The 12,451-nt window shown below is 72.2% G+C and carries 11 protein-coding genes; 9 read left to right on the top strand and 2 right to left on the bottom strand.

Features of this window, described 5'->3' with window-relative positions:
• Positions 1 to 59 precede the first annotated feature (59 nt).
• The 5 genes from MXD64_RS07685 (at position 60) to MXD64_RS07665 (ending at position 4,565) form a co-directional block, all read left to right on the top strand.
• Positions 60 to 437: a holo-ACP synthase gene (locus MXD64_RS07685; protein ID WP_175470742.1), complete on the top strand. Its 378-nt coding sequence runs from the start codon at positions 60 to 62 to the stop codon at positions 435 to 437.
• 81 nt (positions 438 to 518) lie between these two features.
• Complete coding sequence (locus MXD64_RS07680; protein ID WP_056068325.1) at positions 519 to 818, top strand: acyl carrier protein; 300 nt, start codon at positions 519 to 521, stop codon at positions 816 to 818.
• Positions 815 to 1,990 (top strand): acyl-CoA dehydrogenase family protein, encoded by a 1,176-nt coding sequence (locus MXD64_RS07675; RefSeq protein ID WP_056068324.1) that lies wholly within the window; start codon positions 815 to 817, stop codon positions 1,988 to 1,990. The genes MXD64_RS07680 and MXD64_RS07675 overlap by 4 nt, the downstream gene beginning before the upstream one ends.
• Complete coding sequence (locus MXD64_RS07670; RefSeq protein WP_263137351.1) at positions 1,987 to 2,982, top strand: amino acid--[acyl-carrier-protein] ligase; 996 nt, start codon at positions 1,987 to 1,989, stop codon at positions 2,980 to 2,982. Before MXD64_RS07675 ends, MXD64_RS07670 begins: the two co-directional genes overlap by 4 nt.
• The gene (locus tag MXD64_RS07665; protein ID WP_262117460.1) at positions 2,979 to 4,565 is read left to right on the top strand and encodes an alpha/beta hydrolase; all 1,587 of its coding nucleotides are present in this window, start codon (positions 2,979 to 2,981) and stop codon (positions 4,563 to 4,565) included. The genes MXD64_RS07670 and MXD64_RS07665 overlap by 4 nt, the downstream gene beginning before the upstream one ends.
• 37 nt (positions 4,566 to 4,602) lie before the next feature.
• Here the strand turns inward: MXD64_RS07665 and MXD64_RS07660 are convergent, their stop codons facing one another.
• Together MXD64_RS07660 and MXD64_RS07655 are read right to left on the bottom strand one after the other, a co-directional pair.
• A complete protein-coding gene (locus MXD64_RS07660; protein WP_259552375.1) occupies positions 4,603 to 5,529 on the bottom strand; it encodes an alpha/beta fold hydrolase in 927 nt (308 codons plus the stop codon).
• A gap of 56 nt (positions 5,530 to 5,585) precedes the next feature.
• Positions 5,586 to 6,074, bottom strand: a complete 489-nt coding sequence (locus tag MXD64_RS07655; protein ID WP_017886715.1) for a peroxiredoxin — start codon at positions 6,072 to 6,074, stop codon at positions 5,586 to 5,588.
• Between the two features lie 241 nt (positions 6,075 to 6,315).
• Here MXD64_RS07655 and aceE point away from each other — a divergent pair, with 241 nt between their 5' ends.
• The 4 genes from aceE (at position 6,316) to MXD64_RS07635 (ending at position 12,378) form a co-directional block, all read left to right on the top strand.
• Positions 6,316 to 9,060, top strand: a complete 2,745-nt coding sequence (gene aceE, locus MXD64_RS07650; protein WP_263137350.1) for a pyruvate dehydrogenase (acetyl-transferring), homodimeric type — start codon at positions 6,316 to 6,318, stop codon at positions 9,058 to 9,060.
• Positions 9,061 to 9,067: 7 nt separating this feature from the next.
• Positions 9,068 to 10,294: a PucR family transcriptional regulator gene (locus MXD64_RS07645; RefSeq protein ID WP_056068318.1), complete on the top strand. Its 1,227-nt coding sequence runs from the start codon at positions 9,068 to 9,070 to the stop codon at positions 10,292 to 10,294.
• A 93-nt stretch (positions 10,295 to 10,387) separates the two neighbouring features.
• A complete protein-coding gene (locus MXD64_RS07640) occupies positions 10,388 to 11,329 on the top strand; it encodes an ACP S-malonyltransferase (RefSeq protein WP_159556448.1) in 942 nt (313 codons plus the stop codon).
• Positions 11,326 to 12,378, top strand: a complete 1,053-nt coding sequence (locus MXD64_RS07635) for a beta-ketoacyl-ACP synthase III (protein ID WP_017886711.1) — start codon at positions 11,326 to 11,328, stop codon at positions 12,376 to 12,378. Before MXD64_RS07640 ends, MXD64_RS07635 begins: the two co-directional genes overlap by 4 nt.
• Positions 12,379 to 12,451: the final 73 nt, after the last annotated feature.

Genomic DNA, 12,451 nt, shown 5'->3' with positions numbered 1-12,451 from the left:
CCGTCCGCCATGCCCGTCGGGGCATGCACGGTGGAGGACTCCTGCGTACCCTGCTCCTCGTGCAGACCATCCGGACCGGGACCGACCTCGCCGCGGTCGAGGACGTCGTCGACGCCGTCGCGGCCCACGGCGAGCGGTACCTGGACCGCGTGTTCACCGTCCGGGAGCGCGCCGACACCGGTGACGACCCGGAGCGCCTGGCGGCTCGGTTCGCCGGCAAGGAGGCCGTGGTGAAGCTGCTCCGGCCGGCCCCGGACCAGGCGATCCCGCTGCGTGACGTCGCCGTCGTGCTCGACGCCGCCGGCGCCCCCACGGTCACGCTCTCCGGGGCGGCGGCAGCGCTGGCGGAGTCGATCGGGTGCGGCCCGATCGCGATCTCGCTGGCGCACGAACGGGGGCTTGCGGTGGCGACGGCGGTGGCCCTGTCCGAGTGGTGACCCGGGGCGCGTGACAGGGGTGCGGTTTCCCGCATCCGCACGGCGGTTTCCCGAGGGCTGTTCCTCTTTACGGTTGCAGTCATGGAACAGGACCCGAACCCCTCCAGCGCCACCGCGACGATCGCCGGACCGGCCACCGACCAGGCCGTCCGCCGCGCCCTCGCCGAGCACGGCCGGCTGACGGTCGACGCGTGGGACGTCGCGTCGACCGCCGACCTCTACGTCCTCGGCTTGACCTCGCACGCGACCGTCAACGTGATGCTCGCGGTGGAGTCCGAGCTCGACGTCGAGTTCCCCGACTCCGTGCTCAACCGGTCCACCTTCGCGAGCGTCGAGTCGATCACCGCCGCCGCGGAGCTCGCCGCGGAGCTCGCCTCGTGACGCTGGTCCTGCCGGCACCGTCGGTCGTCGACCGGTTCGCCGAGCGTGCGAGCGCGGTGGCCGAGGTCGCCGCGCAGTTCGCCGACGAGGTCGACCGCGACGCCCGGCCCCCGCGTGAGGCCATCGCCGCGATGCGGGAGTACGGCCTGCTCGCGGCAGCGGTGCCGACCGAGCACGGTGGCGAGGGTGCCTCCGTGGCCGAGCTCTCGGCGATCGCGACCGAACTCGGTCGGGCCTGTGCCGCGACCGGCATGGTGTTCGCGATGCACCAGGGCCAGGTCATGGCGCTCTGGCGGCACGGCGGCGACGGTGCCGGCGTGCTCGAGACCATCGAGGCCGTCCGGGGCGGGGCACTCGTCGCGTCGGCAACGACCGAGCGCGGCGTCGGCGGCGACGCCCGGCGTTCCACCTGCTCCATCGAGCCGACCGACGACGGCCGGATCCGCCTGCGCAAGGACGCGCCGGTGATCTCCTACGCCACCGAGGCCGACGCGGTGTTCGTCACCGCGCGACGCGACCCGGACGCCCCTGCCTCGGACCAGCGACTGCTCATCTGCCGCACCGACACGATGGTCCTGTCGCAGACGTCGACCTGGGACACCATGGGGCTCCGCGGCACCTGCAGCAACGGGTGGATCCTCGACACCGAGACGACGACCGACCGGGTGTTCCGCGACGACTACGCCGCGATCTCCGCCCAGACCGTCCTGCCGGTGTCGCACGTGCTGTGGGCCTCGGTCTGGCTCGGCATCGCCGTGTCGTCCGCCGAACGTGCCCGCAGCGCCGTCCGCAAGCAGGCCCGGGCATCCGTCGGCACGACCCCGCCCGGTGCCCTCCGGCTCGCCGAGCTCCTGGTCGACCTGCAGGCGCTGGCCGACTCGGTGCGCCACGCCGCCGAACGGTTCGACGCCGCCGCCGACGACCCGGACGTGCTGGCCTCGAGCGCGTACGCCCTCGCCGCGAACGCCCTGAAGATCGGTGCGTCCGAGCGCGTCACCGACATCGTCACGAAGGCGCTGCGCATCGTCGGGATCGCCGGCTACGCCGCATCGGGTCCGATGAGCATCGCCCGCCACCTCCGAGACGCCCACGGTGCCGCCGTCATGGTGAGCAACGACCGTCTCCTGGGGAACGACGCCGACCTGGCCATCATGACGGGAGTGATCCTGTGACCACCACGGACACCACCACGCACACCACCGACGCCTCCACCGCGGACACCGCGGACACCGCCGGCACGGACACCGCCACGGCGCTCGACGCCGCCCGCGCCGCCCTCCGCGCCCGCCTGCTCACCGACGGCGTGCTCCTCGACCTCGGCACGCCCGGCCTCTACGGCCGCACCGGGGTCTTCGAGCGCGTCTCCGCCGCGGTCGACGCCGCAGCGGTCCGCAGCCAGCAGCACCTCGGCGCCGAGGTCCTGCGTTTCCCGCCGGTCGAGCCGCTCGCGTCGTTCGAGCGCACCGACTACATCGCGTCGTTCCCGGACCTCGCCGCGTCGATCTCCGGGTTCACGGGCGACGACCGCACCCACCGCGCGCTGCTCGCCGCCCGCGAGCGCGGTGAGCGCTGGGAGGGCTTCCTCGAGCCGGCCGACCTCATGCTCACCCCCGCTGTCTGCCACCCCGTCTACGGCCTCATCGGCGACACCGTGCCGCAGCAGGGCCGGTTCCTCGACGTCCTGGGCGACTCCTTCCGCCGGGAGCCCTCGCTCGACCCGATGCGCCTGCAGGCCTTCCACATGCACGAGTTCGTGCACGTCGGCACCCCCGCGTCCGCAGCGGCCCACCGCGACGGCAGCATCCCGGTGATGCGCTCCCTGCTCGAGTCGTTCGGGCTCGAGATCGACGTCGTCCCCGCCAACGACCCCTTCTTCGGCCGCGTCGGGCAGATGCTCGCCCGCAACCAGGTCGAGCAGGCCCTGAAGTTCGAGTTCGTGACGAAGGTCTACGGTGCCGACCACGACGCCACCGCGATCAGCTCCGCGAACCTGCACGAGGACCACTTCGGTACCTCGTTCGGCCTGCGCACCGAGGACGGGCAGGTGGCGCACAGCGCCTGCATCGCGTTCGGCCTGGAACGCATCACCATCGCCCTGTTCGCCGCCCACGGCACGGACCTCGACGCCTGGCCGGCGTCCGCCCGCGCCGCCCTGGCACTGTGACCACGCTGCACGGCTGGTCCGGATCGCCGGCGATCCGCGCCGCGGTCCAGCTCCCCGCCGCCGCGCGCGCCGGTGTCGTGATCTGCCCGCCGCTCGGGCAGGAGGGCGTCATCGCGTACCGCACGCTCCGCCTGCTGGCCGACCGCCTGGAGGCCCGTGGCATCGCCTCGGTGCGCTACGACCCGTCCGGACGTGGTGACGGCGCACCCGACACCACGTCCGACGCGCAGGTCCGGTCCGCGCGCCACGCCGCTGCGCTGCTCCGGTCGGCGGGCATCCGGGACGTCGCGTTCGTCGGGCTGGCGTCCGCCGCACTCGTCGCCGCCGCTGCCGCCCAGACGACCGACGGCCTGCTCGTCTGGGACGCCCCGGCGTCCGGCAGGGGCTGGCTCCGCCGACAGCGTGCCCTGGCGACGATCACCATCGGGGCCGATCGGGTCGTCGACGGTGTCGAGAGCCTCATCGGCATCGAGGTCGACACCGACGAGGCCGCCGCACTGTCCGCCCTGGCGTTCGCTCCGCGCACCGGACCGACCGTCGCCCTGGTCCGTCCGGGTGCCCGTGCGCCGAAGCCCCTCGGTGGCGTCGAGGTGACCGAGGTCACCGGCAGCCCGGAGCTGCTCGACGGCACGAGCATCCACGCCCGGATCCCCGGCACCGCCATCGACACCGCCGTCGCCTGGCTCGGTGCCTGGGCACCCACCGCTGCGGCACCCGTCGCCCCGCCCGAGCTCGACGAGGTCCTCGACGTGGACGGCCGCGTCTCGGAACGGATCGTCCGCCTGGGCCCCGAGCGGCTGTTCGCCGTCGAGACCGTGTCGTCCGCGCAGCACCACGACGCCCCGCTCGTCGTCCTGCACAACGGCGCCGCGGAGCACCGCGTCGGCGCCACCGACTACCAGGTCGGACTCGCTCGGGCCCTGGCACGCGACGGCGCTCGGGTGGTCCGCGTCGACCGCCGCGGCACGGGCGAGAGCAGCGCCGTGCACGAGGACGAGCGCAGCTTCCTGTTCGCCCAGGAGTGGGTCGAGGACCAGTCCGCCGTCGTCACCGCCCTCGGCGAACCCTCGGACCGTCTGGTGCTCGTCGGCATGTGCGCCGGTGCCTGGCTCGCGGGCCGCTCGGCAGAGGAGGCCCCACGCCTCGTGGTCGAGATCAGCCCGAACGACTACCGGCGGCATCCCGCGGCCCCCGGGAGCTACGAGGACGCCGTCCGCGCGATCGACGCCCCCTCACCGACGCGGCTCTGGATCCGGCACCGCTACAACGCCCTGGTGCCGAAGGCCCTCCGCGACCGCATCGCCCGACGCGACCGGGTCGGCGGCGTCGTCGAGCACGTGCGCCCCCTCGTCGAGCACGGCACCGACGTGGTCGTGATCGTGGCCCCGGACGACGCCGCACTGTTCGACCGCCTCGGCGGGCAGAAGGCCGTGCGTCGCTACACCGGCACCGGCCGCCGTGGCGCCCTGTCGGTCGTGCGGGTCGAGGCCGGCGACCACTCGCTGTTCTCGCCCGTGATGCGGCAGGCGGTGCAGGCCGAGGTGCGCTCCCGCGTCGCGGCGACGTTCCCCGTGCCCGCCTGACGGCTGCCGACCGTGCGGCAGGCCGGCGTGCAGGAGCTCAGACGAACCCGAGCTCGTGCGCGACCGCGTCGGGACGCTCGACGTGGGCGAAGTGCCCGCACGCCTCCAGCAGCACCGTGCGGGTCTGCGGCACGAGCGCCCGCAGTGCGGCCAGGTCCGAGACGCGAGCGAACACGTCGTCGCGGCCCGCGATCGCCGTCACCGGGCAGGTGATCGCGCGCCACCGGTCGACGTCGTACGCCGCCGCCGACCGTGCCGCCTCGGTGAACTGCTCCGGCCGGAGCTCGTCCACGAAGGCTGCCAGGACGCTCGGGTCCAGGCGTCGCACGTGCGTGAACACCGGCGCCGCGACGAGTGGCAGCAGGCCGATCCGGGCGATCCCCCGGAGCAGCGGACGAGCGGCGCCACCGGTCACCGTCAGGCCGGCTCGCAGCAAGGTGAACGCCGGCAGGGTGCCGAGCGCCCGGACGGGGTGCCGAGCTGCACCGGCCGTCGCGACCGTCGTGCCGGACACCAGCGCGAGCGACCGGACCCGCTCGGGCGCCACCACGGCCAGGTGCAACCCGACGAACGCGCCCATGGAGTGCCCGACGACGTCGACCGCACCGAGGTCCAGTGCTCCGAGGACCGCGGTCACGGCAGCCGTGACGGCGTCGAGCCCGAACGGACCGTCGGGGGCCGGCGAGGACCCCCAGCCGGGCAGGTCGACGAGCACCAGTCCGCGGGCACCGATGCCGTCCGCGGCGCGCAGCAGCGGGGTCCACGTCGACCAGGAGCCGGCGATGCCGTGCAGCAGCAGGAGCGGGTCCGGGCCGACGCGGTGGTGCACCACGACGGGGCCGGTCGGGGTGTCGACGACCGTGCGGGTCAGGCCCCAGGCGCCGGGCGTGACGCGCACCGGGTACGGGGCGTAGCCGTCGGAGGCGACCCCGCGACCACGCGGGTCGGTGTCGATGGCGTGCACCGGGCCTCCTGTCCGACCGTCGACGCGGATGCGTCCGTCAGCAGGGATTCGGAACGCTAGCCGACGGGGACGGGTGCCGAGCAGGCGGCGAGCCGGTCGAGGGCCGCCTTGTACTCGGCCACGTCGCGCTGCAGGCCGGGCTCGGTGATGATCGAGGCCTTGATGCGGCCCTGCACGTCGATGACGAAGGTCGCGCGGGTGGCGAAGCCCTTGTGCTCGAGGAACACGCCGTACTCCTTCGAGACCGCGCCGTGCGGCCAGAAGTCGGCGAGCAGCTCGAAGTCGTAGCCGTTCGTCTCGGCGAACGACCGCAGCGTCGCCTTCGAGTCGACCGAGATGCCGAGGAGCTCGATGCGCTGGTCCTGGAACATCGTGATGTTGTCCTGCAGGGTGCAGAGCTCGTTCGTGCACCCGGACGAGAACGCCAGCGGGAAGAAGACGAGTGCGACCGGGCGGTTGCCGCGGAAGTCGCTGAGTCGGACGTGCTCACCGAACTGGTTCGGGAGCTCGAAGTCCGGCGCGAGTGAGCCGATCTCCAGTGCCATCGCTACGTGTGCTTCTTCCTCGGGCGTGGGGTGTGCCCGTCGGGTCCGTGCGCCGCGGATCGCGTGTGCACGATCGGCCATGCTACGCCGACGACACGCGAATGCAAGCACCCGTCCACCTGCACGTCACCATCAGCATCAGCGTCGGTCCTGGGGCCTAGAGTGGACGGGGCCCCAGCCGGTCGCGACCCGACCACCGGAGCCACCATGTCCACCACCACGAGAACGAACGAGGTCAAGGGTGACGGTGAACGACCAGGACCCGTACAGCACCGGGGCGAACGACCAGGATCCGCAGGAGACCGCCGAATGGCGTGAGTCCCTGGACGGGCTGGTCCAGACCCACGGACACCAGCGCGGTCGCGAGATCATGCTGAGCCTGCTCAAGCGGTCCAAGGAACTGCACCTCGGTGTGCCGATGGTCCCGACGACGGACTACGTGAACACCATCGCGCCGGAGAACGAGCCGGAGTTCCCCGGCGACGAAGAGCTGGAGCGCCGGTACCGCCGCTGGATCCGCTGGAACGCGGCCATCACGGTGCACCGCGCGCAGCGTCCGGGCATCGCGGTCGGCGGGCACATCTCGACGTACGCGTCGAGCGCCGCGATGTACGAGGTCGGCTACAACCACTTCTTCCGCGCGCAGGACCACCCCTCCGGTGGCGACCAGGTCTTCTTCCAGGGCCACGCCTCCCCCGGCATGTACGCCCGCGCCTACATGGAAGGGCGCCTGTCCGAGGACCAGCTCGACGGGTTCCGGCAGGAGAAGTCGCACGCCGGCGGCGGCCTGTCGTCGTACCCGCACCCGCGCCTCATGCCGCACTTCTGGCAGTTCCCGACCGTGTCGATGGGCATCGGCCCGATCAACGCGATCTACCAGGCGCAGCAGGCCAAGTACCTGTCGGACCGCGGCATCAAGGACGCCATGGACCAGCAGGTCTGGGCGTTCCTGGGCGACGGCGAGATGGACGAGGTCGAGTCCCGCGGCCAGCTCCAGGTCGCTGCGAACGACGGCCTCGACAACCTGAACTTCGTCATCAACTGCAACCTGCAGCGACTCGACGGTCCGGTCCGTGGCAACGGCAAGATCATCCAGGAGCTCGAGGCGTTCTTCCGCGGTGCGGGCTGGAACGTCATCAAGGTCGTCTGGGGCCGCGAGTGGGACGACCTGCTCGCCCGCGACACCGAGGGCGCGCTCCTCAACCTGATGAACCAGACGCCGGACGGCGACTACCAGACGTACAAGGCCGAGAACGGTGCCTACGTGCGCGAGAACTTCTTCGGGCGCGACCCGAAGGCGCTCGAGCTCGTCCAGGACTACACCGACGACCAGATCTGGAACCTCAAGCGCGGTGGCCACGACTACCGCAAGGTCTACGCCGCCTTCAAGGCCGCGACCGAGCACAAGGGCCAGCCGACCGTCATCCTGGCGAAGACGGTCAAGGGCTACGGCCTCGGCCCGAGCTTCGAGGGCCGCAACGCGACCCACCAGATGAAGAAGCTCACGCTCGACAACCTCAAGCAGTTCCGCGACGAGATGCGCATCCCGATCTCCGACGCGCAGCTGGAAGAGAACCCCTACACGCCGCCGTACTACCACCCGGGCAACGACGACGAGGCGATCCAGTACATGCACGAGCGCCGACGCGCGCTCGGTGGCTACGTGCCGGAACGTCGCACGAAGTACACGCAGTTCACGCTGCCGGACGACTCGAAGTACCAGGTCGTGAAGAAGGGCTCCGGCAAGCAGGAGGTCGCCACGACCATGGCGTTCGCCCGCCTGCTGAAGGACCTGCTGCGCTCGCCCGACTTCGGTGACCGCGTGGTCCCGATCATCCCGGACGAAGCACGCACGTTCGGCATGGACGCCTACTTCCCGTCGGCGAAGATCTACAACCCGAACGGCCAGCACTACACGTCCGTCGACCGCGAACTCCTCCTCGCCTACAAGGAGAGCCCGCAGGGCCAGATCATCCACGTCGGCATCAACGAGGCGGGCGCCCTGGCGGCGTTCACCGCGGTCGGTACCTCGTACTCGACGCAGGGCGAGCCGCTCATCCCGGTCTACGTCTTCTACTCGATGTTCGGGTTCCAGCGCACCGGCGACGCCATCTGGGCCGCCGGCGACCAGATGACCCGTGGCTTCATGATCGGCGCGACCGCCGGCCGCACCACGCTGACGGGCGAAGGCCTGCAGCACGCGGACGGCCACTCGCCGCTCCTCGCCACGACGAACCCGGCCGTCGTCTCGTACGACCCGGCGTACGGCTACGAGATCGGCCACATCGTCAAGGCCGGCCTCGACCGCATGTACGGCACGAACGAGGACGGCTCGCCGAAGCACGCCGACCCGAACGTCATGTACTACCTGACGGTCTACAACGAGCCGCTGGTGCAGCCGGCCGAGCCCGAGGGCGTCGACGTCGAGGGCATCCTCAAGGGCATGTACCTGCTCAAGCCGAGCGAGCACGACGGCCCCAAGGCCCAGCTGCTCGCGTCCGGTGTCGCCGTGCCGTGGATCCTCGAGGCGCAGCAGCTCCTCGCCGAGGACTGGGGCGTGTCGGCCGACGTGTGGAGCGTCACGAGCTGGGGTGAGCTGTACCGCGACGGTGTGGCCGCCGAGCAGCAGGCGTTCCTCAACCCGAACGAGCCGGCCCGCACGCCGTTCGTCACCGAGCGTCTGCTCGGCACCGAAGGACCGGTCGTCGCCGTGAGCGACTTCATGCACCTGGTGCAGGAGCAGATCCGTCCGTTCGTGCCGACCGACTACGCCACCCTCGGTGCCGACGGCTTCGGTTTCTCGGACACCCGTCCGGCCGCTCGCCGCTTCTTCCACATCGACGGCCCCTCGGTCGTCGTGCGGACGCTGCAGCAGCTCGCCCGCCAGGGCAAGGTCGACGGCGCGCTCGTCCAGCAGGCGATCGACAAGTACCGCCTGCACGACGTGACCGCCGGCACCACCGGCAGCGCGGGCGGCGAGAGCTGATCACCCCGTGACGACGGTCCGCCCGGACCACGAGAGCCAGGAGAGCGCGCGTGAGCGTGCGCTCTCCTGGCTCCGTCAGGTGTCCGGAGAACTCTCCACCGCGACCATCAAGCGGCTCGAGGAAACCCTCCCCTGGTACAGCGAGATGCCACCGGGGCGCCGCTCCGCCGTGGGCCTCGTCGCCCAGGCCGGCATCACGTCGTTCATCAGCTGGCTCGAGGGCACTGCGTCGACGCCGTGGATCGCCGCGGCCGACGTCTTCGGGTCCGCCCCACGGGAGCTCCTGCGCTCGGTGAGCCTGCAGCAGACCCTGCAGCTCATCCGCGTCGTCGTCACCGTGGTCGAGGAACGCGCCGCCGACGACGAGATGCTGCAGGAGGCGATCCTCAAGTACTCCCGTGACATCGCGTTCGCGGCCGCCGACGTCTACGCCCGCGCGGCCGAGGCCCGGGGCCTGTGGGACGCCCGGCTCGAAGCCCTCGTTGTCGACTCGATCCTCTCGGGCGAGTACGACGACGAACTGCCGTCCCGCATCGCCGCCCTCGGGTGGCACGGGCACGGCGAGGTCGCGGTGCTCGTCGGCACCGCGCCGAAGCAGCTCGAGGTCGACCAGGTCCGTCGCACCGCACGGCACATGGACGCCGACGTGCTCGTCGGGGTCCAGGGATCGCGGCTCGTCGTGGTCATCGGTCGCGCCACCCCGCGTGACGACGTGCCCGAGGGCGAGGAGCCCGTCTCCTTCACGACCATCGCGCAGGCCCTCGAACCGCTGTTCGGCGACGGCCACCTGGTCCTCGGCAACGAGGTCCCCGGGGTCGTCGACGCCTCGACCAGCGCGAAGGCCGCCTTGGCCGGGTTCGCCGTCGCGCGTGCCTGGCGCGGTGTCCCCCGTCCGGCCCTCGCCGACGACCTGCTCCCCGAGCGCGCCCTGGCCGGTGACCCGCTGGCCCGCTCGGCCCTGGTCCAGCGCATCTACGTCCCGCTCAAGGACCAGTCGACCGAGCTCCTGCAGACGCTGTGGTGCTACCTGGACACCGGCCGCTCGCTCGAGGCCACCGCCAGGGAGCTCTTCGTGCACCCGAACACCGTGCGCTACCGCCTGCGCCGCGTCGCCGACATCATCGGCTGGGACGCCACGAACGCCCGGGACGCCCTGATCGTGCAGTCGGCGCTCATCCTCGGCGCGATGTCGGAGTCCGCGACCGGCCGTCGCCGCATCACACCCCGACGCTGACGCGCCGGGGCGTAGAGAACCGACAATGTCCCACCGGGATTCGTGTGGGAAGTCCACACGTGCCCTGTGGGGCGAGAACGCGAGGATTGTCCGGTGATCGTCGTCGTCGCGCCCGGACAGGGCTCCCAGACCCCCGGCTTCCTCGCCCCCTGGCTCGAGGACGCCACCGTTCGTGAACGCGTCGGGCAATGGTCGGAGTCGATCGGCGTCGACCTCGCCGAGCACGGCACGAACTCCGACGCGGACACCATCAAGGACACCGCGCTCGCACAGCCCCTCATCGTGGCCGCCGGCCTGGTGACCGCCGACGCACTGCTCGCCGAGGGCCGTCGTGCCCTGGTGGGCGGGGTCGCCGGACACTCGGTGGGCGAGTTCACCGCCGCCGCGGTCGCCGGGATCCTCGAGCCGACCGACGCCGTCGCCCTGGTCGCCGAGCGCGGCCGGGCCATGGCCGACGCCGCAGCGCTCGAACCGACCTCGATGGCCGCCGTCCTCGGTGGCGACGCCGATGCGGTCGCCGCCGCCCTCGCCGAGCACGGCCTGGTGCCCGCGAACCACAACGGTGGCGGCCAGACCGTCGTCGCCGGCGCCGCGGACGCCATCGCCGCCCTCGCCGCAGCCCCGCCCGCCAAGGCCCGGGTCATCCCCCTCGCCGTCGCCGGCGCGTTCCACACCCGCTACATGGCGCCCGCCGTCGAGCGGGTCGCACCGGTGGCGGCCGCCGCGGCCGTGCAGGACCCGACCCTGCCGATCTGGACCAACGCCGACGGCTCCCGGGTGGACGACGGCCGACGCTTCGTCGACCTGATGGTCCAGCAGATCGCGAACCCCGTGCACTGGGACGCGGTCATGGAGTCCTTCTCCGCCGCCGGCGTGACCGGCATCATCGAGCTCGCACCCGCCGGTGCCCTCGTCGGCCTGGCGAAGCGCGGCCTCCGCGGCACGCCGACCGTCGCCATCAAGACCCCCGACGACCTGCCTGCAGCGATCGACCTGCTGCAGCGCGCGGGCCAGGAAGCAGACGCAACCGCATGACCGACCCGACCACCCCGACGGACGCCCCCACGGGCCTCCCGACCGGATCCGCGCGCCCGCTGCTCCAGCAGCGCCGCGGCCACGAGTTCACCCGGATCCTGGCGTTCGGCGCCGCCCGCGGCGAGAACGTCGTGCCGAACGACGACCTCGTCGGCCCGATCGACTCGTCCGACGAGTGGATCCGCCAGCGCACCGGCATCATCACCCGCAAGCGTGCCGGCGAGGACGTCGAAGCCGTCGACCTCGCCGAGACCGCCGCACGCGAGGCGATCGAGAAGGCCGGCATCGAGCCGTCCCAGATCGGCGTCGTGCTCGTGAGCACCGTCACGCACACCGTCGCCACCCCGTCGATGGCGTCGCTGCTCGCCGAACGCATCGGTGCCACCCCGGCCGCCGCGTACGACATCAGCGCCGCCTGCGCCGGGTACGCCTACGGCATCGCCCAGGCCGACTCGTTCATCAAGTCCGGGCTCGCCGACCACGTGCTGGTCGTCGGGGCCGAGAAGCTCAGCGACGTCGTCGACCCGACCGACCGCTCGATCTCGTTCCTGCTCGGGGACGGTGCCGGCGCCGCCGTGATCGGCCCGAGCGACTTCCCGGGCATCGCCCCCACCATCTGGGGCTCGGACGGCTCGAAGTGGGACGCCATCGGCATGACCGCGACCTACAACGAGTGGGAGGCCGGTGCACCCCGCCCGACCATGCGCCAGGCCGGCCAGACGGTGTTCCGCTGGGCCGTCTGGGAGATGGTCAAGGTCGCCCGACAGGCGCTCGAGACCGCCGGGGTCCGCCCCGAGGACCTCGCAGCCTTCGTGCCGCACCAGGCGAACATCCGCATCATCGACGAGTTCGCCAAGCAGCTCGGCCTGCCCGAGACGGTGACGATCGCCCGCGACATCACCACCACCGGCAACACCTCCGCCGCGAGCATCCCGCTCGCCACGCACCGCCTGCTCGAGGAGCACCCGGACCTGTCGGGCGGTCTCGCCCTGCAGATCGGCTTCGGCGCTGGACTCGTGTTCGGCGCCCAGGTGGTCGTCCTCCCCTGATCCCACCCCGGTCGCGCACCCGCGCGACCGGTCCCCATCCCGACGAGCCTCCGCGCACCCGGACCCCGCGTGC

It is taken from the genome of Curtobacterium sp. Arg-1, assembly GCF_025643395.1.
Taxonomy (GTDB): Bacteria; Actinomycetota; Actinomycetes; order Actinomycetales; family Microbacteriaceae; genus Curtobacterium; species Curtobacterium poinsettiae.
Note: the sequence above shows the minus strand (reverse complement) of the source record. Positions and strands in the feature narration are given on the sequence as shown.

Coding starts and splice junctions, on each gene's coding strand:
- MXD64_RS07635 (WP_017886711.1), top strand. CDS start 11,326: ATGACCGACCCGACCACCCCGACGGACGCCCCCACGGGCCTCCCGACC.
- MXD64_RS07655 (WP_017886715.1), bottom strand. CDS start 6,074: ATGGCACTGGAGATCGGCTCACTCGCGCCGGACTTCGAGCTCCCGAAC.
- MXD64_RS07680 (WP_056068325.1), top strand. CDS start 519: ATGGAACAGGACCCGAACCCCTCCAGCGCCACCGCGACGATCGCCGGA.